Raw genomic sequence first — 20,380 nt, 5'->3', positions numbered from 1 at the left:
AACATGATTCAGAAGGTTGTCTCGGGGCCGAATATCCAAAGCCCGGCGGCGATCCGGAAAAACAGAACAGACCTCGCCACCCAGACCCACAACCCGATTAGCGCACAGAGCCGGGACACTGCATGTCTCGCCTCCCTCACAGATTTTCATGCCGGAAACGGAGGGGACATACCAGGCACCTGGTGTTGCCAAGAAATATGCCACCCGGTTCGAAGAGACACCGCCCGGTATACAAACTGCAAAGAGTTATTGATAACTATATCTTTTTTCAAGCCGACCATCTTATCAAGGTGACTTGAACGAAACTATACTCCAAAGACTGAATTTCATCTAATAACCCACTGTTTTTTTGACGAAATTAGAGTTGGCACTCGCCCGTGGAAGGGAGAGAAAAAGGGCGTCCCAGGCAGTGCCCCTGAGGGCCTGAGCGTGCCAGCGCCGCGGCAATGGCGGTCATGGCGCTCCAGCGATTCTCGCACCAGGCGGGGGCCAGCAGGGTCGGGCGGCGCGCCGACGCCGAGACCCTGTGATAGACCACCTCGGGAGGCGTGTACTGGATCATGGCGACCGCCGCCGCCACATACTGCTCCATCGTCAACACATCCAGCCGTCCCGCCTGCCACGCCTTGCCAAGGGTGCTCCCCTCCACCACATGCAGTGGGTGAAGCTTGATCCCCTCGACGCCGGTCTCCACGACACGGTGCAGGGTTTCCAGGCTGTCCATCGGCGCCTCGCCGGGCAGGCCGACGATGAGGTGGGCACACACCTTGATGCCCCGCAGATGGGCTCGGGCAACGGCATCGGCATAAGCGGCATAGCCGTGGCCCCGATTGATGCGTTGCAACGTCTTGTCGTTGGCGCTCTGCAGCCCGAGCTCCAGCCACACCTCGTAGCCGCGGGCCTGATAACCTGCCAGCAGATCCAGCACCGCATCGGGTACACAATCAGGGCGAGTTCCGACGCAGAGCCCCACCATGTCGCTCACCGACAAGGCTTCTTCATACATGCGCTGAAGGTACTCCACTTCGGCATAGGTACTGGTATAGGCCTGAAAGTAGGCCAGATAGCGCCTGGCCCGGGTCACCTCGTCCCGGCGTGCCAGCAGTTGCTGCACCACGGAGAGTTGCTGGGCCGACTCGTCGGCAAAGGAGGAGACATTGCAGAAAGTGCAGCCACCCCGGCCCAGGGTGCCGTCCCGGTTGGGGCAGGTAAAGGCCCCGTGGATGGAGAGTTTGTGGATCTTCTGGCCGTGGCGTTGCTTGAGATCCTGGCCAAATGTATTGATGAGTTCGTGTAACTGCATGACACCTCCGAAATGAGGTGTCATTCTAGCGACGCAGCCCGGCGGGCAGGCTGCGCTGGATCAATCCCGCTCTCTACCCAAAAATCATATAAATATTCACGTTAGATGCGATAAATACCCAACAGTCGGCATTCACGGTCACTTTTGACAACCTGTCACTCCTGCAACCTGGAGAATAGTGTCATAACCTCTCGCCCATAACCGGCTGTAACTACTGAAAAAATCCTGTTTAGTCTGCTTATGGACAAATGCAAGACGCAGGATCCTGAAATGTGATCCCCGCCAAGCACACCAGAGATGACTTTGTAAAATTACTACAGTTTTCCGCCACCATGCAGTCAACCACCAAACCGTCCATAACCAGAACATAAAGCCAACAAATAAATAAAAAGCAGTCATAAATACACAAAAATGCTGATTGAGTCTCAAAAACCCACATTTTGTTATGGCGATGTAACATTGCAAACAAGCGGGATGTCCAATTGACCTTGCCCGAAAATCCCATTAGTTTGGAGATTCGCCACCTCAGGCGGACGGAACCACAAGAGCCAATCGCAATTTATGCAGTCTGTTGATGACAGTGCGATGGAAGGCCGAGCAAGGGAGAAATGCAATGTCACTATATGATCCAAAGCTGGAGAGGGATAACTGTGGCTTCGGCCTGTTGGCCCACATGGAAGGGGAAGCCAGCCACAAGCTTGTCCGTCTCGCGATGTCAGCCTTGGCTCGCATGCAGCACCGCGGCGGTATCTCCGCCGATGGCAAGACCGGCGACGGCTGCGGCCTGTTGCTGCAAAAACCCGACAGCTTCTTTAGAGCGGTCGCCGAAGAGAAGGGATGGCACCTGGGCCGCAACTACGCGGTCGGCATGCTGTTCCTCAACCCCGATCCCATCCTGGCCCAGGCCACTCGCGACATCATCGACGAGGAGCTGGAAAGAGAGACCCTGAGTCTGGTCGGCTGGCGCAAGGTGCCCATCGATACCAACGTACTCGGTTCCATCGCCAAGGCGTCCCTGCCCAGCATTGAACAGGTCTTTGTCAACGCGCCCCCGGGCTGGGTCGACAAGGATCTCGAGCGCCGCCTCTATATCGTGCGCCGCCGCATCGAGAAGCGCATCAGCGACGACTACTTCTATGTGGTCAGCCTTTCCAACCTGGTCACCGTCTACAAGGGACTGTGCATGCCGGTGGATTTGCCGCGCTTCTATCTGGATCTGGCCGACATCCGCATGCAGGCCGCCATCTGCGTGTTCCACCAGCGTTTCTCCACCAACACCAGCCCACGCTGGCCGCTGGCGCAGCCGTTCCGCTACCTCGCCCACAACGGCGAGATCAACACCATTGCCGGCAACCGCCAGTGGGCCAAGGCGCGCAGCTACAAGTTCGCCACCCCGCTGATCCCCGATCTACAAGAGGCCGCCCCCTTCGTCAACACCACGGGATCGGATTCCTCCAGCCTCGACAACATGCTGGATCTCTTCCTGGCCGGCGGCATGGACCTGTTCCGTGCCATGCGTCTCTTGATCCCGCCTGCGTGGCAGAAGCACCCGAACATGGATGACGACCTGCGCGCCTTCTACGACTTCAACTCCATGCACATGGAGCCCTGGGACGGCCCGGCCGGCATCGTCATGACCGACGGTCGTTACGCCACCTGCGCACTCGACAGAAACGGTCTGCGTCCGGCACGTTACGTCATCACCAAGGACAAGTTCATCACGCTGGCCTCCGAAGTGGGCACCTGGGACTACACCCCGGACGAAGTGCTGGAGAAGGGCCGTGTCGGCCCGGGGGAGCTGTTCGTGGTCGATACCAGCAACGGCAAGATCTGGACCAGCTTCGAAATTGACGACGATCTCAAGAGCCGTCACACCTACAAGCAGTGGATGGACAAGCACTGCAAGCGCCTGGTGCCCTTCGAGCAGATGGACGATGCCAGCACGGGGTCGCGCGAATTCCCGGATGACCGGCTCAAGACTTACCAGAAGCTGTTCGGCTACTCCTTTGAAGAGCTGGATCAGGTGATCCGCGTGCTCGGCGAGAATGGCCAGGAGGCAGTGGGCTCCATGGGGGATGACACCCCGATGGCGGTGCTCTCCTCCAGCCAGCGTACCCTGTACGACTACTTCCGCCAGATGTTCGCCCAGGTGACCAACCCGCCCATCGATCCCCTGCGGGAAAATCACGTCATGTCCCTGGCCACCTGTATCGGCCGCGAACAGAACGTGTTCAACGAGACCTTCGGTCACGCCCACCGGGTGCTGTTCCAGTCGCCGATCCTGCTCTACTCCGACTTCCATCAGTTGCTGGCCCTGGAAGGGGAGCACTACCGCCATGCGGTGCTGAGCCTCAACTACCTGCCCGAAGAGGGGCTGCAAGCCGCCCTCGAGCGCCTCTGCCACGAGGCAGCTGAAGCGGCCCGCAGCGGCGCGGTGCTGCTGGTATTGTCAGACCGGGACATCAGCCCGGATACCCTGCCCATCCCGGCCGCCATGGCGGTGGGTGCGGTGCAGCGTACCCTGGTGGACAACAACCTGCGCTGCGACGCCAATATCCTGGTGGAGACCGCGAGCGTGCGCGACCCGCACCACTTCGCCGTGCTGCTGGGCTTTGGCGCCACCGCCATCTACCCCTATCTCGCCTACGAGACCCTCGCCAAGCAGGTAGAGGAAGGCGTGCTCAAGATGAGCCTGCGCCAGGCCATGCTCAACTACCGCAACGGCATCAACAAGGGCCTCTACAAGGTGATGTCCAAGATGGGCATCAGCACGGTGGCAAGCTACCGCTGCTCCCAGCTGTTTGAGGCGGTGGGCCTCTCCAAGGCTGTTGTCGAACTCTGCTTCCGCGGCGTATCGAGCCGCATCCAGGGTGCCGACTTTGCCGACATCCAGCAGGATCAGATCAATCTGTCCCGTCTGGCCTGGCTCGGCCGCAAGCCGCTGACCCAGGGCGGCCTCTTGAAATTCGTCCACGGTGGCGAGTACCACACCTACAACCCGGACGTGGTGCAGACCCTGCAAGTGGCGGTGCGCTCCGGCAACTACGCCGATTACAAGGAGTATGCCCGTCTGGTGAACGAGCGCCCGGTGGCGACCCTGCGAGATCTGCTGTCGCTCAAACAGGGCACCACCCCGGTTGCGCTGGATCAGGTGGAGCCAGCCGCCAGGCTGTTCCCCCGCTTCGACTCCGCGGCCATGTCCATCGGCGCCCTCGGCCCTGAAGCCCACGAGGCCCTGGCCATCGCCATGAACCGCCTCGGCGGTCAGAGCAACTCCGGCGAAGGCGGTGAAGATCCCAAGCGTTTTGGTACCGAGAAGAACTCTCGCATCAAGCAGGTGGCTTCCGGTCGCTTTGGCGTCACCCCGCACTACCTGATGAACGCGGACGTGGTGCAGATAAAAGTCGCCCAGGGTGCCAAGCCCGGTGAAGGGGGCCAGCTGCCCGGAGACAAGGTCACCGCGCAAATCGCCCAGCTGCGCTACTCGGTGCCCGGCGTGACCCTGATCTCCCCGCCGCCCCACCACGACATCTACTCCATCGAGGATCTGGCCCAGCTCATCTTCGACATCAAGCAGATCAACCCGAACTGCCTGGTGTCGGTGAAACTGGTGTCCGAACCTGGCGTCGGCACCATCGCCTGTGGCGTGGCCAAGGCCTATGCGGACTTCATTACCGTCTCCGGCTACGACGGCGGCACCGGCGCCAGCCCGCTCACCTCGGTCAAATACGCCGGATCCCCCTGGGAGCTGGGCCTGGCCGAAACCCAACAGGCGCTGGTGGCCAACGGCCTGCGCCACAAGGTGCGCCTGCAGGTGGATGGCGGCCTCAAGACCGGTCTGGACATCATCAAGGCGGCCATCCTCGGCGCCGAGAGCTTTGGCTTCGGTACCGGCCCCATGGTGGCGCTCGGTTGCAAATACCTGCGTATCTGCCACCTGAACAACTGCGCCACCGGCGTCGCCACCCAGGATGAGAAGCTGCGCCGCGAACACTTCACCGGCCTGCCGGAGATGGTGATGAACTACTTCAAGTTCATCGCCGAGGAGACGCGCGAGCTGATGGCCGAGCTTGGCGTCACCCAGCTCACCGACCTCATCGGTCGTACCGACCTGCTGGAAGCCCTGCCCGGCCTCACCGCCCGTCAGGCCAAGCTGGACTTGTCCGGCATCCTGGCGGCCCCGGTTGCACCGGCAGGCTCCAGTCTGTTCAGCCAGCAGCACAACCCCACCTTCGACAAGGGGCCCTTGAACCTCAAGATGGTGGAAGACCTGCTGGACGCGGTGGAAAACATGAGTGGCGGCGAGTTCCGCTACGACATCCGCAACACCGACCGCTCCGTGGGTGCGCGTCTGTCCGGCGAAATCGTCAAGCGCCACGGCAACCAGGGCATGGCAGCCGATCCGGTCAAGGTGCACTTCAACGGCACCGCCGGCCAGAGCTTCGGTGTCTGGAACGCCGGTGGCCTTGAGATGATCCTCACCGGGGATGCCAACGACTACGTGGGCAAGGGGATGACCGGCGGCAAGCTGGTGATCAAACCCCACGTCGGCGTGGCGTTCAAATCCCACGAGGCGGCCATCATCGGCAACACCTGCCTCTATGGCGCCACCGGCGGCAAGCTCTATGCCGCAGGGACCGCAGGCGAGCGGTTCGCGGTGCGCAACTCAGGGGCCTTGGCGGTGGTCGAGGGGATTGGCGACAACGGCTGTGAATACATGACAGGCGGCATCGTCACCGTGCTCGGCAAGACCGGTGTCAACTTCGCGGCGGGCATGACAGGCGGTTTTGCCTACGTGCTCGACGAGTGCGGCAACTTTGCCAAGCGCACCAACCCCGAGCTGGTCGAACTGCTGGAGGTGGCGGATCTGGCCATCCACCAGGAGCACCTGCGCGGTATCATCACGGCGCACCTCAACGAGACAGGCAGCTCGCGTGCCGAGGAGATCCTGGCCAACTTCGACTCCTATGTGCCCAAGTTCAGGCTGATCAAACCCAAGTCCAGCGACGTCAAATCGCTGCTTGGCCACACCAGCCGTTCCAGTGCAGAACTCAGAATCCAGGCGCAATAAGGAGGGAACCCTATGAGCCAGAACGTATTCCAGTTTATCGATGTCCAGCGGGTCGACCCGCCCAAGAAGCCGCTCAAGATCCGCAAGATCCAGTTCGTGGAGATCTACGAGCCCTTCAACCAGGCCCAGGTCGGCATGCAGGCAGATCGCTGCCTCGACTGCGGCAACCCCTATTGCGAGTGGAAGTGCCCGGTACACAACTACATCCCCAACTGGCTGAAGCTGGCCAACGAGGGACGCATTCTGGAGGCGGTGGAGCTCTCCCACCAGACCAACAGCCTGCCGGAGGTATGTGGCCGCGTTTGCCCGCAAGACAGACTGTGTGAGGGTGCCTGCACCCTCAACGACAGATTCGGCGCCGTGACCATCGGCAACATCGAAAAATACATCACCGACAAGGCGTTCGAGATGGGCTGGCGCCCGGATCTCTCCAAGGTGGTCAAGACCGGCAAGCGGGTCGCCGTCATTGGTGCGGGCCCCGCGGGCCTTGCCTGTGCCGACGTGCTGGCACGCAATGGCGTCACCCCTGTGGTGTTCGACAAGTACCCGGAGATCGGTGGCCTGCTCACCTTCGGTATCCCCTCCTTCAAGCTGGAGAAAGAGGTGATGCAACGCCGCCGCGAGATCTTCGAGGGGATGGGGGTGGAGTTTCGTCTCGAGACCGAAGTGGGCCGTGACGTCACCTTCGCCGATCTGCTCGGCGAGTTCGATGCGGTCTTCCTCGGGGTCGGCACCTACAAGTACATGAAGGGCGGCTTTGCCAACGAAGAGGCGCCGGGGGTCTACGACGCCCTGCCCTACCTCATCTCCAACGCCAATCGCTTGCTGGGCTTTGAGAAGGCGCAAGCCGATTACATCGACTTCGCCGGCAAGCAGGTAGTGGTGCTGGGGGGCGGCGACACCGCCATGGACTGCGTGCGCACCGCCATCCGCCAGGGGGCCGATCGGGTGATCTGCGCCTACCGCCGGGATGCCGAGAACATGCCAGGATCCAAGCGGGAGGTGAAAAACGCCCAGGAGGAAGGGGTGGAATTCATGTTCAACCTCCAGCCCATCGGCGTGGAGCTGGACGCCCACGGCCGCACCTGCGGCATCAAGGTGGTGAGCACCGAGCTCGGCGCCCCCGATGCCAATGGCCGCCGCAATCCTGTGGTCATTGAAGGCTCCGAGCAGGTGCTGCCCGCCGATGCGGTGGTGATGGCGTTCGGCTTCCAGCCCAACCCCCAGCCCTGGATGGCAGAGCACGGCGTCGAGCTCGACGGCCGGGATCGCATCAAAGCGCCCGAGAAGGCCGAGTACGCCTTCCAGACCAGCAACCCCAAGGTGTTCGCCGGTGGTGACGCGGTGCGCGGCTCGGATCTGGTGGTGACCGCCATTTATGAGGGTCGCAAGGCGGCCGAAGGGATCATGGACTACCTGGCCGTGTGATCTGCCGTCGCAACCACGCTGTCATGCAAACAGCCCCGCTCGTGCGGGGCTGTTTTTTTATGCCTGGCTTTGGTGCTGCGCTCTAGCACCGCACCACCAGAAACTCCCCCTTGCCCACCGGCACCAGGGAAGTCAGGAAATCGGGGTCACGCCGCACCTGTGCCATCCACTCCCTCATCTCGTCCTCATGGGAGATGGCATTGTCCACCACCAGCAGGCCACGAGGGGCAAGCAGGCGCTGGATCTCGGGCCACCAGGCCTGGTAGTGGCGGCGCTCGGAGTCGAGGAAGATGAGCTGATAGCCCGCCGTCGGCAGGCAGGGCAACAGGCTGCCGGCCTCCCCCGCCAACTGCTCAATCCAGGGAGTGAGCCCGGCCCGCTCAAAGTTGGTCGCCGCCATGGTCCGTTTGCCCTCGTCCAGCTCGATGGTGGTGACCCGGCCCCCCAGCCGTTTCACTGCCTCGGCCAGCCAGAGGGTGGAGTAACCGTTGGAGGTGCCGATCTCCAGCACAGCCTGCGCCCCCCTCGTCTGCACCAGCACCGCCAGCAGTTCGCCGGTGTCGCGGGTAATGTTGAGCATCTTGCTGCCACGGGAGTGTTGCGCGCCGTCATTCTGCTCGCCAAAGCGCTCCAGCTCCCGTTTCAGTTGTTCCAGTGCCATGTCTCCTCCTTGACGGTGTAAACGAGTCGGCCCGGTGCATGGCATGGCTGGACCGCCCCTCATGTTCATCATTTTGCTATCGACCCACTCGGTGGCCCATCCCCTGCGTCATCCGGATAAAGACAACACCCTGGCTCACCATGTGATCACGCTGGTGCACTGCTGCTGGCGGGAAAGCCAATCGTCACGCAGTCTGGCGGTGGCCATCCGCGCCGTCGGGCTGCTGGATACCAAGGGCAAGCCGCAGATCGCCTAGGGGGCCACCCGGGTAAAGTCGATGGCGGGGCAGCTGGGCGCCACGCCCTTGGTCAACGTCAGGGGCTGAGCACGATAGCTGAGCCGGTAGCGGCCCGGTTGGGACAGATCGTAGGCCTGCGCCAGATCCGCATCGGCCTGGCTCTGCTCCCCTGCCCCCAGGTGCAGGAAGTCGCCGTCCCCGGGGGTACCTCGCTTGGCAAGCGGCCCTCGATAGTCCAGCGGCTGCCCATCGCGGGTCAGGTCGATGGCATCGGCAAACCACCCCTCGAAGGGGGTGAACCAGGTCAATACCTCGAGGGGCGTCTCCCCCCGGTTGGTCAGGGTCATCACCAGGGGCAGGGGTTCGTTCACCCCGCTCTCTGCGCTGACCGACAGCTCGCACTGCAAGGGCGCCAGTGCCAGGGTGGTGAGCAAGAGTGTCATCATGGTGCCTCCGTCAAAAAAGGGGCCATCCGGCCCCTGTTTGCAACTCAATTTTCGCTCGGGGTATTCTCGGCGAAATATTCGTGGTTGTCGGCGTTGTTCAGGGCCTTCTGGGGATCCGTGCTCGCCAGATTGCGCGCATTGGCCTGACCGTATCCCAGATCGTCGGTGCCCGCCACCACGTTGAAGTGGCTCAGCTCGTGGACAATGGTGCCGGCGCGGGAATCGGTCCCGGTGACCGGCGCTGTCCAGAAGCTCTTGCACAGATAGACCTTGTAGGGCTGGTCCGGATAGACATAGGCAAAGTAGCTCTGCTTGCAACCGCAGTCGAAGGTGAGCGGCTTGTTGTCGATGGCATCCTTGATCTTGCTGAAGTTGGTCTCGGCCTGGTTCCAGAGGGTGGCGTCATAGGCGCCAAACCAGCTGCGGTAGCGCTGCCCATTCGGCTTGTCCACCGCGAGGTAGCTGCTGGAGTTGTTGGCGATGCCACTCGCGGCATCAAGCGCCGCCAGGATGTCGCTCTTCTGGGTGTTGGTGCAACGGCCGCTGAAGCTGACCGAGGCGCTCACCGCCTGGGGCTCGGCCACCGCCGCCTTGGCCAGCACCCGATCATCGCTCACCCCGTCCACCCAGAGGGTCACGGCATTGGACTCGCTCGCCTGGGCCTGTTTGGCCTTGGCCGCTTTCCCCTCCTGCGCCACGGTCGGCAGCAGGTAACGGATGCTGTACTGGCCCTGGGCGCTCATGTCGTAGAGACCGGAGACCTCCGCCTGCACAGTCAGGCTCTGGCCTGCCTTGAGCAGTTGGTAGTCCTTGTCACTCGGGGCGGCCCGCTTGATCAGGGCCCCTTCGTAATCCACCGGCTGGCCGTCACGCTCCACCTGGAACAGGGGAGCATCCTCGCTGCCCGGTAGTTGCCATTTGAGCAGACGAACCGGCTTCTCCCCGGTGTTGGTCAGGGTCAGGTTGACGCGCACATCGTCTGTGCTGCCCTCCACCAGAGTGAGCCGGGCATCGAGTCCGGCGGCGCAGAGCGGGGACGCCAGCACGCCGGCCAGCAACAGGGCAATTGGAGTCGCTTTCATCATGTTTCCTCATTCATTGAGTGTCGCCTTGTCAGGCGGTCTGCTTCCTTTAAGGCCCTCTTTGGGGCCCATCCACCCTAGAGCAGAAGCACCACCCCACCATCCCTCCATATGGGGGACGCCCCCCATCAGAGGGGGAGCTCCTTGGCTGCGACAAAGATTGCCCGCCCGGCCCGAGCGTGCAGGCAACCCCGTGGGGGGCATTTGCCATAAAAAAACCCGGCGCAGGGCCGGGTGACGGGATGAGAAGGCGGGATCAGGAGGACAGCAGCGCCAGGGCAGGCTGCGCGTTGCCCGGCATCAGCCGATAGGCCTTGTGGTGCTTGACCAGGGTGGTTTTCTTGTTGCCCTGGCTCAGCAGCAGGCCCCGGGCAAATGCCGCCTCGGCCAGTACCTGCTCGTCCCCGCGCACATAGAGGGTGAGGGGCTTGACCAGCTCACCTCCCTCGATATGGCCCTGATACTCGCTGGCCGAGATGATCAGGCTGGATTGCCCCTGGCTCAGCAGCCGCTGCCGGGTGTTCAGTTCGCTGTCGGTGAACACCAGCCAGCCCGCCCCCTCCAGCGCCAAAAGCAGATCGGCCAGGCGCGCCCCCAGCTGTACCGGCTCATGCATGGCACGCTCATACTGGCGCTGCACCCGCTCAAGCAGCCCCTTGAGATCGGCCCCCGCCCCCAGCGTCCGCCCCAGTTGCACCCAGGCCTTGAGATCCTCCATCACCAGCCGAGAGAAGCGTTTCTCCTTGAGAGAATCCGCCATCCAGGTACAGAGAAAGTGGCTCTCCTGGGCGGGGGTGCGTTTGCCCGTCTTCTGGGCAGCGGTGCGCTCCAGCTCCGCCAGGCTCTGGCGGGCCATCTCGAGCAGAGCCTGATTGTAAGCAGGAAGGGTCATCTCGGATCCTCTGAAACGGGGCGGCCAGGGGCCGCGTCATCGACAGCACAAAGGCGCCAGTGGCGCCTTTGGAGAGTAAACGCCCCTCCCCGACCGGGAGGGTGCGACGTTGCCTTATTTCGGCTGACGGGGCTTCTTGGCCGCCGCCAGACGCTTGAGGCGCTGACCTTGCAGTTTCGCCTCGGCCATGGCCTGGGCGGCGGCATTGTCTTCACGCTGCGGGCGCTTGCCGAAGCGGCGGCGCTCCTGCAACTGCTTGATGAGGTCGTCACGGCTGCTCACCTCGTAACCCGGCACCATGATGCGGCGGATCTTCTGGCCGATGAGGGCCTCGATCTCAAGCAGGGTGCGCTCCTCCTCGCGACTGACGAAGGAGATGGCCATGCCGCTCTTGCCAGCGCGACCGGTTCGGCCGATACGGTGCACGTAATCTTCCGCGAGGAACGGCAGATCATAGTTGACCACGTATTCCAGGCTCGGAATGTCCAGGCCGCGGGCGGCCACCTCGGTGGCCACCAGCACCCGCAGCTTGCCTTCGGTGAATTCACGCAAGGCGCGGCGACGGCTCCCCTGGGCCTTGTCACCGTGCACCACGGCAGACTTGATGCCGTCGAGGTTGAGCTCCTCCACCAGTTCATCGCAGCTCTCGCGGGTGCTGGCAAACACCAGCACCTGCTGCCAGTTCTGCTTGCCGATAAGCTCGGAGAGCAGCTCGCGCTTGCGCTTCTGTTCCACCGGATAGACGGTGTGGCTCACGGTGTCGGCAGTGGAGTTCTGCTTGTCGACGGCCACCACCTGGGGTTTGTCCAGCATGAGGTTGGCCAGCTTTTTCACCGCCTCGGAGAAGGTGGCGGAGAAGAGCAGGTTCTGGCGTGTCTTGTTGACCGCCTGCAGGATCTGCTGCACATCGGCGCTAAAGCCCATGTCGAGGATGCGATCCGCCTCGTCCAGCACCAGAGTCTCGACCCCGGAGAGGCTCAGGTTGCAGGCGGTGAGGTGCTCGAGCAGACGGCCAGGGGTGGCCACTATGATGTGTGCGCCCGCTTTGAGCTTCTTGGCCTGCACATCCTGTTTGCCACCACCCACGATGGTGAGGGTGGAGATCCCCAGATACTTGGCGAAATCGTTGATATTGCTCGCCACCTGGGCCGCCAGCTCGCGGGTCGGGGTCAGGATCAGCACGCGGGCATTGGAAGGCTGCACCGGCGCCGGGTTGTCTACCAGGCGTTGCAGGATGGGCAACGCAAAGGCGGCTGTCTTGCCGGTACCGGTCTGGGCACTGGCCAGCACATCGCGACCACGGCGAATGGCCGGGATGGCCTGGCTCTGCACAGGGGTCATCTCCTGATAACCGCAATCTGAGATGGCGCGCAAAATCTCGGGGGCAAAATCGAACGATTCAAATCTCATGTTGGGTTCCTGTGTTCCAGCGGAGCTGTAGTTGGCGTGGGTGGCCTGGGCCGGCGTGTGGCCTGGCATCGGCGAGGCGTGGAGCCAAGGACGGCTGGGTCTGACATCAGATCAGAAGATGAGCCGGAAAATGGCGGGCGCGAAGTGTAACAGATAAGCGACAGGAATGCCGCCTCAAATGGCTTGTATTTTTCCGGGGGCTGCGCTCTCCAGACGCGGCTGCAGGCGCAGCCCGGGCAGTGAGATCAGCGCACCCGCTTGCTCGGACGCTTGAGCAGCCGCATGCCGATGGCCGCCACCGCGATGACGAACAGCCCGAAAGAGGTGACGAGCAGGCACTTGGTCAGCAGCTCCTGATGATGGGCAAAGACCGGGGTCGCCATCACCATCTTGCCCACCATGCTCAGTACCAGGGACCAGAGGAAGGCGCTGGCAAAACTCGCCACGGCCACCCGCAGCAGGTGCAGGCGGGAGACTCCCATCAACATGGGGGTCAACACTCTCACGAAGGGGATGAAACGGGACACGAACATGGCCCAGAAGCCGTAACGATCCAGCAGCCGGGAGGCCCTGGGCAGGCTCCCTTCCGGGATCATTCGCTCCACATGGCCCATGAAACGGGTGCCATGCAGTGCCTGCCCCTGCCAGTAGGCGAGCACGCTCCCTATCCCGGCCGCGAGCGGCAGATAGAGCAAGGTCACCTCGGGCCCCAGCACCCCCATGCCCACCAGACCGCCCGCCAGCAGCACCAGGCTGTCACCGGGCAGGGGCAGAAAGACGAAGCTCGATTCAAGGAAGAGGATCACCACCAGACAGGTGACGAGCAGACCGATTGCCTGCATTTGTATAAGCTGATCAAAATCCTGATGCCATATGGCAAGCAGCATGTCCTGCATCTGGTGTGACTCCCATCAACGTAATGCGCATTCGTCATGATGACCCGAAGGCCCCGTCTGGTAATCCATCCCTGCTACCACCCCAATGTTCGTATGGGAGGCCTCTTATACACCCGGGGAACTGAACAATAAATTAATGTCTGTGATTTCTGCCCAGCGGTTCACCCTTCTCGCGGCCCCCTGCCCCCGCCAAAGCGAGGGCAGCTTGGCCCATCAGGCCAATGCGCCCCCCCCAAAACAGGACGGGTCGGCCCTTGCCTGGCTGCCAAGCCAGATGAAACCCGTTACAGTGTGAACATGCCCCAATGGACGGGGTACTCATGGAGCCAGGTATGGCAAGACAGCTCTCTTCTCACACACTTTCCTTGCTGGCGGTTATTGCCGGCGTCTCTGTCGGTCTTATGACAAAGGCCCGCGCCAGCGGCGAGAGCCTGGTTCAACAGCGCGCCAACGCCGTCGTCTCCCTGATGAGCTACGCCGTGGTGCCGGATATCACCGCCAGCAACCTGAATATCGGCAGCGGCACCAACGACACCTCTGCCCTCACCATCACCCAGCTCGGGGGTGGCGCCACCCTGAGCGAGGATGTTCCCCTCTATCTGGAGGGCACCCTGGGCTACAGCCGCTACGATCCCCAGTTCGTGTTCACCGATGGCAACGAGACCCGCACCATTCCCACCAAATGGAACAGCCTGAGCGCCACCGGCGGCATCGGCTGGGATGTCGGCGTCCACCGGGATCGCTTTGGTGGCAATCTGGTGCTGCGGCCCATCGCCAATGTCACCCTGGGCACGGTGGCCAGCGACCTTCGCATCGGGGCCGCCCTGCTCGAGCACAGAAGCGGCAAGAATCTGGACTTCCTCGACGGCGGCACCCTCAATGTCTACGGCCTCGGCGGCTCATTGATGCTGGACTATGAGCTCTTCTCCGCCGCCCAGGACATCGATGCCGAGCTGCGCTACTCCTACCAGCATCTGCAAAGCTTCACCGGCACCGCCGAGAGCGTCAGCGGTCAGGCCGATGCGGAAAACCTCGGGCTTTACCTGCGCCGCCGCGCCCCCCTCTGGGACTGGACCCTGCTGGACAGGCCCCTTCGCTACGTGCTGGAAGGGGCCAGAACCGAATACCTGGGGCAGCAACGGGGGCTGCTCGGTTTCAACAGCCTCAACTCTCTGGGACTTGGCCTCGAACTCGACAGCAGCAAGTACGACATCTTCATCACCCGCACCCGGCTGGTGGCCCGCTATATGTTCAGCAACAGTACCAGCGGCTACTCCATCGGACTGGCGATGAGTTTCTAATCGGATCAAAGGGGTACGCCACTCGGCACAGCTCAGTCAACCCAAAACAAGATTCAATTTGAACCTTCCAGAATGCTATCCTGACCGTCCCAATGCTTCTGGAAACCTCTAATGTTCATCACAACACTATTGGCCTCTGCACTCGGCTCGTTTACTGAAGGGCTCTCTTTTCAACACAAGGACTGGGAACTGGCCTGTGACAACACGCGCACATGCCGAGCGGCAGGTTACAGCGCGGAATTGGGTGGACTTTCGGTTCTGCTCACCCGAGAGGCTGGCGCCAAGGGCACACTGCATGCCGAGCTTGCCATCGCAGAGGTTGATCAGCGGGCTCCGGCGGCCCCCGCTGATGGTTTGATCACACTGCGCATCAATGGCGAGGTGCTCGGCATCGTAAAAGAGCGGACTCCGTTCACCCAGCCCCAAACTGCAGCGCTCGTCCGAGCAATCAAAGGGACTGGCAAGGTGGTATTTGAATGGAGCAAGCACCAAGAACCGTTATCCGGTGCCGGTGCCTATGCCATTTTTCTCAAAATGGATGAGTTCCAAGGCCGTCTCAATACCAGTACAGCCCTGACCAAACAGGGCTCGTTACCCACCACAACTATTCCCCCGGCCTTGGTGGCCCCCGTGATCCATGCAGGTGCCGTTGCCGCAGACAACCTATCTCGCCCACTCACCAAGCCTGAGCTACAGAGCATAAGGGCTTGGCTGAAACAACACGTCAATGAAGATGTCTGTCCCAGCGCATATGAGAATCAGGAAGATGGCCAGATCTATCCCCTGAACCAGGAACGAGCCTTGATCCGGATACCCTGCTGGCTCGCCGCTTACAACGACGGTTCGGCATTTATTCTGATTGATACGGACCTTGATACCAGCAGTGCAACCCTCATCAGCACTTACGCAAACGGTTATGGAGAGGGCGAACTGAGTGCCTCGCACAAAGGAAGAGGAATAGGAGATTGTTTTTCTTTCGAAAGCTGGGTATGGGACGGCCAAACCTTCGTGCAGAGTGAGAAAAGCACCACTGGTAGCTGTCGCATGATCACTCTGGGGGGAACCTGGGAGCTACCGACCATGACCAGCCAGGTGGTCAAATCACAATAAACAAGGGCGGCCCATTGGCCGCCCTTGTTGTCTCTGGCTATCAGCGAATGGTCGCCATCTTTCTGACGCAGGCCTGCTCCCTGTCATCCACCCGCTTGGCAAACCAGGCGGTGGTGAGGTTGCGGGTGATCTTGGGGCTCTTTAGCTGGATACCGGGCAAGATGGCGCGGGGTTGCCGTGTCCCGGCCTGTTTGTCGGCCAGGGCGAAGACCCTGTGGTAGAGATCGCTTTTGGCAAAGTCGCTGGTGTCCCCGAGCTTCAGGCTCTGGTGAATGGCCTGCTTGCTCATGTTGACGCGGCTGGCGATGCTGTGGACCGCGAGTTCGGTCTTGCCGGGCAAATCCGAGTCGTAACGGATGAGATCCCCGTCCAGGGCCAGGGGCTTGCCACTCACCCGGCTTACCGCCGCCTGGAAGGCCGCATTGCGGCTCGCGTACCAGCCCGCATTGAAGTCGGCGAAGCGATAGAGGGTATCCGGGTAGTCGGCGGGATAGCCGAAGATGTGTTTGGTGCCAAACCAGATGCCGCCGCGACGAGTGAACACCTCGTGGCGAATGGACTCCTTCACGGGATAGGGGTAGCCACGGGCGTTGGCTTCGGCAAAGGCGACGCTCACCTGCATGGGGCCACCGGTGCGCACCGGGTTGAGGTTGCCAAAGAGCTGCTTGCCCATGGGGACGCTGCCTGTCATGTCTTCGAAGATCTCGCTCATCTCCCGCTCGGTGCGAAGCTTGTCGATGCGCTCGGCATAGCTCTTGCCAGTGGGGGATTGGATGGAGAGGGCCGTGCGCACCATGAACTCGGGGATGAGCAGCTTGCCGGCCCGGGCATTGATCTCCTTCCAGGCAATCTTGTTGAGGTTGGGCACCACGGGGTCCGCCTGATAGGTCGCCTCCTGCTCCGCCACCGCCAGCACGCTGCAGACGTTGTGATCGCTCACCGTCAGCCCCTGGGTGGTGAGCGCCGTCACCACGTCATTGGCCCAGCCCGGCTTGTCCACCACGCTGCGCGGCAGGAAACGCACGATACGGCTCTTCATGTCGGCCGGTTTTTGCGGCTGCATCGCCTTGGGAATGGGGTGCCCCGCCGGCGTCGCCGGGCTGGTCGGGGCGGGAGGCTCGCTGGCACAACCCGACAGCAGGGCAAGGGAAAGCAGTGACAGCCAGCGCCAATGGACATCAAACAAGGAGTGAGAGGGGATCATGAAGGCTTCCTGAAGAGCGGGACCTGCCCCTCATCGTGAATGAGAGGGCTCGAATGCATGGAGGCGGACATTGTAGGGAACAAGTCTGACAAGATGAAGGCGGATGAACCTGCTGGCCCGCTGGCTGCGGCATCCCCTGGCGCCATCACGCCAGCTCCACCCGGTTGCGTCCCAGATGCTTGGCCTGATAGAGGGCGAGATCGGTGCGCTGGAGCAGGGCATCCACCCCCTCCCCGCTCTGGCTGATACCCAGGGCAAGGCTCACGGTGAATCTTACCCCGTCACCTGAGACCAGCTCTTCGGTCGCGCACCTTATCTGCTCCGCCAGCGCACGGGCTTTGTCGCCCGTCATGCCGGGCAGCCAGATGGCAAACTCCTCTCCCCCAAGGCGTGCCACCACCCCATCCAATGGGCAGAGCTGGCGCAGCAGGGTGCTGAATTCACGCAGTACATTGTCGCCGATGGCGTGGCCATAGCGATCGTTGATCAGCTTGAAGTGATCGAGATCCAGCAGCAGGAGCGGCGTCCCCTCCTCTCCGTGCGCCTCCAGCACGGCGCGAAACGCCCGGCGATTGGAGAGCCCGGTCAGCTCGTCTGACATGGCGAGAGAGGAGAGCCGCATCTGGGTGCCATACATCTGTTGCACCATCAGCAGCACACCCCAGGCCGAGGCCAGCATGCCGATCGTGCGCAGGCTGTCTTCCACCGTGGAGAGCCACCAGGGCTGGAAATAGACCTCATCCATCAGATCGATGACACCGGAAACGAGCCAGAGGATCAGCCCGCCGGTGAGGGAGAGATAGGTTCTCAAGGTGATCTGGGCACACTGCACCACCCAGAACATGAACATCAGGGTCAGCACGTTGAGCGCTTCGGCCAGAGCCCCGACGGTATAGAGGTTGTGCTCTGCCAGGGGATCAAAGCTGACCCCGGCCAGGATCCCCGTCAGCAGCAGCAGACAGGGCAGGCTCACCAGCGCGAGACGACGGCAGGGAGGAAGCGAGAAGAACCGGGCGGGGTGAACGGATAACCTGAGGGGAGTCTTCATCATGTTTTGGGCTCCAAGCGCGCATGTCTTCTATCCCGAATGGCAGCCGTTGGCAGCCATCGCCAGCGAACCCCGACGGCATTCCTGGTGGCAAATCACTGATATTGTGGGCCGATTTTTCCATAAAAAACAATCCCCTCACCATATGGGTCAGGGGATTGTTGCAACGGGGACGGCGCGATCTGCCGTGACATCGGGGTGGGCGGCCCTTCCCTGCTCGCCCTCACGACAAACGGGCAGTGCCGCCTCAGGCGCTCTGGCGCAGGGCCTGATGCTGGGCGGCGCCGTTGATCACCGCCTGCAGGGAGGCGTTGACCACGTCGCGACCGACGGCGACGCCACACATCCGGGTGCCTTCGACGCTCAGCAGCACATAGGCGGCGGCGCGGGATTCGGTGCCGGCGGTGAGCGCATGCTCGGAGTAATCCAGCACATCGATGTGCATGCCGGTCTGACGCTGCCAGCCGTTGACCAGGGCCGTGATGGCACCCTCCCCTTCACCACACAATTGCAGGGTGCCGTGGGGGGTCTGCAACTCCAGGCGCAGGCTCTCCTGACTGTCATGACCGAGCTGGAAGCGCCCGATGCGATAGCCGTGGGCAGGCTCAAGATAGTGCTGCTCGAACAGGGTGCGGATCTGCTCCGGGCTGATTTCGCTGCTGCTCGCCTCAGCCTCGGCCTGTACCCGGCGGCTGAAGTCGATTTGCAGCCAGCGCGGCAGTTGCAGACCGAGGTCACGCTCCAGCAGATAGGTCACCCCTCCCTTGCCGGACTGGCTGTTGATGCGGATCACCGCCTCGTAGCTGCGACCGAGATCGGCAGGATCGATGGGCAGGTAAGCCACATCCCAGTAGTGATCCGGTTTTTCTGCCGCGAGAGACTTGCGGATGGCGTCCTGGTGGCTGCCGGAAAACGCCGTGTAGACCAGCTCGCCGGCATAGGGGTGGCGAGGGTGCAGGGCAATCTGGGTGCAGGCCCCCACGGTGGCGACGATGGCATCCATGTCGGACAGGTCCAGCTCGGGGTCAATCCCCTGGCTGTAGAGGTTCATGGCCATGGTGACGATGTCCATGTTGCCGGTGCGCTCCCCGTTGCCGAGCAGGGTGCCCTCGATGCGATCCGCCCCCGCCAGCACCGCCAGCTCGGCGGCGGCCACCCCGCAGCCTCTGTCGTTGTGGGTGTGGATGGAGATGCTCACCTCGGGTCGCGCCTTGAGGTGTCGGCAGAACCACTCCACCTGATCCGCAAACACGTTGGGGGTGCTCACCTCCACCGTGGCGGGGAGGTTCAGGATCATCGGGCGGGCAGCGGCACGCCACTCGTCGATGACGGCGTCACACACCTCGACGGCGAACTCCACCTCGGTACTGCTGAAACTCTCCGGGGAATACTGGAAACTCCACTCGGTGTCCGGATTGCGGGCCGCATACTCCCGCACCCAGCGCGCCCCCTGCACGGCGATGGCCTTGACCCCGTCCTTGCCTGAGTTGAACACATAGTTGCGCTGGGTCGGGTTGACCGAGTTGTAGACGTGGACGATGGCCCGCTTCGCCCCCTTGAGGGCCTCGAAAGTGCGGGCGATCAGATCTTCGCGCGCCTGCACCAGCACCTGGATGGTGACATCATCGGGGATGAGGTTGCGCTCGATGAGCTCGCGCACAAAGTCGAAGTCTGGCTGGGAGGCCGCCGGGAAGCCCACCTCGATGTGCTTGAAGCCGATGTGGGTCATCAGCGCCCACATTTGCAGCTTCTGGGCCACCGTCATGGGCTCGACCAGCGCCTGATTGCCATCGCGCAGGTCCACGGCGCACCAGAGCGGTGCCCGCTCCAGTACCCGGTTGGGCCACTGGCGATCCGCCAGGTTGATCACGGGGGCACGGCGGTATTTGCGATGATCGAAGCTCATATTCAGATTCCCTTGACGGATGGGCGAGGCGCCGGACGACCGGGCCGACAGGCGGGTGGGGCAAGGAGGGGAAGCGGGTTGGTGCGGTAACACCGTCCCTGACGAGTCGCGCGGCGGTAACCCCGCGACCGGTTTTCCTGCGGCCCCCGTCGGTCACCGGGGCCGGCCACGGCAGCCGGATCGGGCTGCGGGCGCTGATCCTCTCGCACGCCACCTTTCGGTATGTCGGCGCAGACGACCTTGTTTGTATGAGCACCCAGTATAGGGAGGTCGTGGGGGCGAGAGATTGCGAAGATTGCACCCCTTCATGCCAATTCAGCAATATTGATGCAGTGAATATCCAATAATGGGGTGAGTATCACCACCCATGATGAATTATCCGCC

15 protein-coding genes are annotated in these 20,380 nt (G+C 62.3%); 5 read left to right on the top strand and 10 right to left on the bottom strand.

Annotated elements, in window-relative coordinates; translation table 11 throughout:
• Positions 1-358: 358 nt before the first annotated feature.
• Complete coding sequence (locus AB5Y54_RS19670) at positions 359-1,303, bottom strand: TIGR01212 family radical SAM protein (protein ID WP_113070079.1); 945 nt, start codon at positions 1,301-1,303, stop codon at positions 359-361.
• A 613-nt stretch (positions 1,304-1,916) separates the two neighbouring features.
• Between AB5Y54_RS19670 and gltB the strand changes: the two genes are divergently transcribed.
• Positions 1,917-6,374: a glutamate synthase large subunit gene (gene gltB / locus AB5Y54_RS19665; RefSeq protein WP_042014659.1), complete on the top strand. Its 4,458-nt coding sequence runs from the start codon at positions 1,917-1,919 to the stop codon at positions 6,372-6,374.
• 12 nt (positions 6,375-6,386) lie between these two features.
• Positions 6,387-7,802, top strand: coding sequence for an FAD-dependent oxidoreductase (locus AB5Y54_RS19660; protein WP_042014661.1), 1,416 nt, complete (start codon positions 6,387-6,389; stop codon positions 7,800-7,802).
• Between the two features lie 82 nt (positions 7,803-7,884).
• Here the strand turns inward: AB5Y54_RS19660 and AB5Y54_RS19655 are convergent, their stop codons facing one another.
• On the bottom strand, positions 7,885-8,463 hold the full coding sequence (locus tag AB5Y54_RS19655; protein ID WP_103858275.1) for an O-methyltransferase: 579 nt from the start codon (positions 8,461-8,463) through the stop codon (positions 7,885-7,887).
• Between the two features lie 61 nt (positions 8,464-8,524).
• Between AB5Y54_RS19655 and AB5Y54_RS19650 the strand changes: the two genes are divergently transcribed.
• On the top strand, positions 8,525-8,719 hold the full coding sequence (locus AB5Y54_RS19650; protein WP_223931711.1) for a hypothetical protein: 195 nt from the start codon (positions 8,525-8,527) through the stop codon (positions 8,717-8,719).
• Here the strand turns inward: AB5Y54_RS19650 and AB5Y54_RS19645 are convergent.
• From AB5Y54_RS19645 to AB5Y54_RS19625, 5 genes are all read right to left on the bottom strand, one after another.
• Positions 8,716-9,147: a hypothetical protein gene (locus AB5Y54_RS19645; RefSeq protein WP_041213092.1), complete on the bottom strand. Its 432-nt coding sequence runs from the start codon at positions 9,145-9,147 to the stop codon at positions 8,716-8,718. The genes AB5Y54_RS19650 and AB5Y54_RS19645 overlap by 4 nt on opposite strands.
• 44 nt (positions 9,148-9,191) lie before the next feature.
• The gene (locus tag AB5Y54_RS19640) at positions 9,192-10,232 is read right to left on the bottom strand and encodes a M35 family metallo-endopeptidase (protein ID WP_223931698.1); all 1,041 of its coding nucleotides are present in this window, start codon (positions 10,230-10,232) and stop codon (positions 9,192-9,194) included.
• A 253-nt stretch (positions 10,233-10,485) separates the two neighbouring features.
• On the bottom strand, positions 10,486-11,121 hold the full coding sequence (locus AB5Y54_RS19635; RefSeq protein ID WP_041213094.1) for a DUF2913 family protein: 636 nt from the start codon (positions 11,119-11,121) through the stop codon (positions 10,486-10,488).
• 114 nt (positions 11,122-11,235) lie between these two features.
• Complete coding sequence (locus AB5Y54_RS19630) at positions 11,236-12,531, bottom strand: DEAD/DEAH box helicase (RefSeq protein ID WP_180344881.1); 1,296 nt, start codon at positions 12,529-12,531, stop codon at positions 11,236-11,238.
• Between the two features lie 245 nt (positions 12,532-12,776).
• Positions 12,777-13,427 carry a DedA family protein gene (locus AB5Y54_RS19625; RefSeq protein WP_010675180.1) on the bottom strand — a complete coding sequence of 217 codons (651 nt, stop codon included), beginning with the start codon at positions 13,425-13,427 and terminating at the stop codon, positions 12,777-12,779.
• A 401-nt stretch (positions 13,428-13,828) separates the two neighbouring features.
• Here AB5Y54_RS19625 and AB5Y54_RS19620 point away from each other — a divergent pair, with 401 nt between their 5' ends.
• A complete protein-coding gene (locus AB5Y54_RS19620; protein ID WP_232092820.1) occupies positions 13,829-14,728 on the top strand; it encodes an autotransporter domain-containing protein in 900 nt (299 codons plus the stop codon).
• Between the two features lie 111 nt (positions 14,729-14,839).
• Positions 14,840-15,838 (top strand): DUF1176 domain-containing protein, encoded by a 999-nt coding sequence (locus tag AB5Y54_RS19615; RefSeq protein WP_368154221.1) that lies wholly within the window; start codon positions 14,840-14,842, stop codon positions 15,836-15,838.
• A 40-nt stretch (positions 15,839-15,878) separates the two neighbouring features.
• On the opposite strand, the gene AB5Y54_RS19610 is transcribed toward AB5Y54_RS19615, so the two are convergent.
• The 3 genes from AB5Y54_RS19610 to leuA form a co-directional block, all read right to left on the bottom strand.
• Complete coding sequence (locus AB5Y54_RS19610) at positions 15,879-17,042, bottom strand: DUF1615 domain-containing protein (protein ID WP_323899577.1); 1,164 nt, start codon at positions 17,040-17,042, stop codon at positions 15,879-15,881.
• Between the two features lie 145 nt (positions 17,043-17,187).
• Positions 17,188-18,093, bottom strand: coding sequence for a GGDEF domain-containing protein (locus AB5Y54_RS19605; protein ID WP_223924770.1), 906 nt, complete (start codon positions 18,091-18,093; stop codon positions 17,188-17,190).
• Positions 18,094-18,337: 244 nt separating this feature from the next.
• A complete protein-coding gene (gene leuA / locus AB5Y54_RS19600; protein WP_042014680.1) occupies positions 18,338-19,996 on the bottom strand; it encodes a 2-isopropylmalate synthase in 1,659 nt (552 codons plus the stop codon).
• Between the last annotated feature and the right edge of the window lie 384 nt (positions 19,997-20,380).

Origin of the sequence: Aeromonas sp. s9 (assembly GCF_040907765.1) — a bacterium.
Taxonomy (GTDB): domain Bacteria; phylum Pseudomonadota; class Gammaproteobacteria; order Enterobacterales; family Aeromonadaceae; genus Aeromonas; species Aeromonas caviae.
Note: the sequence above shows the minus strand (reverse complement) of the source record. Positions and strands in the feature narration are given on the sequence as shown.

Bases quoted from the DNA above. Each gene is read 5' to 3' on its own strand.
- gltB (WP_042014659.1), top strand. From the start codon at position 1,917: ATGTCACTATATGATCCAAAGCTGGAGAGGGATAACTGTGGCTTCGGC.
- AB5Y54_RS19660 (WP_042014661.1), top strand. From the start codon at position 6,387: ATGAGCCAGAACGTATTCCAGTTTATCGATGTCCAGCGGGTCGACCCG.
- leuA (WP_042014680.1), bottom strand. From the start codon at position 19,996: ATGAGCTTCGATCATCGCAAATACCGCCGTGCCCCCGTGATCAACCTG.
- AB5Y54_RS19615 (WP_368154221.1), top strand. From the start codon at position 14,840: ATGTTCATCACAACACTATTGGCCTCTGCACTCGGCTCGTTTACTGAA.
- AB5Y54_RS19610 (WP_323899577.1), bottom strand. From the start codon at position 17,042: ATGATCCCCTCTCACTCCTTGTTTGATGTCCATTGGCGCTGGCTGTCA.
- AB5Y54_RS19645 (WP_041213092.1), bottom strand. From the start codon at position 9,147: ATGATGACACTCTTGCTCACCACCCTGGCACTGGCGCCCTTGCAGTGC.
- AB5Y54_RS19655 (WP_103858275.1), bottom strand. From the start codon at position 8,463: ATGGCACTGGAACAACTGAAACGGGAGCTGGAGCGCTTTGGCGAGCAG.
- AB5Y54_RS19670 (WP_113070079.1), bottom strand. From the start codon at position 1,303: ATGCAGTTACACGAACTCATCAATACATTTGGCCAGGATCTCAAGCAA.
- AB5Y54_RS19650 (WP_223931711.1), top strand. From the start codon at position 8,525: ATGTTCATCATTTTGCTATCGACCCACTCGGTGGCCCATCCCCTGCGT.
- AB5Y54_RS19605 (WP_223924770.1), bottom strand. From the start codon at position 18,093: ATGATGAAGACTCCCCTCAGGTTATCCGTTCACCCCGCCCGGTTCTTC.
- AB5Y54_RS19625 (WP_010675180.1), bottom strand. From the start codon at position 13,427: ATGCAGGACATGCTGCTTGCCATATGGCATCAGGATTTTGATCAGCTT.
- AB5Y54_RS19620 (WP_232092820.1), top strand. From the start codon at position 13,829: ATGACAAAGGCCCGCGCCAGCGGCGAGAGCCTGGTTCAACAGCGCGCC.
- AB5Y54_RS19635 (WP_041213094.1), bottom strand. From the start codon at position 11,121: ATGACCCTTCCTGCTTACAATCAGGCTCTGCTCGAGATGGCCCGCCAG.
- AB5Y54_RS19630 (WP_180344881.1), bottom strand. From the start codon at position 12,531: ATGAGATTTGAATCGTTCGATTTTGCCCCCGAGATTTTGCGCGCCATC.
- AB5Y54_RS19640 (WP_223931698.1), bottom strand. From the start codon at position 10,232: ATGATGAAAGCGACTCCAATTGCCCTGTTGCTGGCCGGCGTGCTGGCG.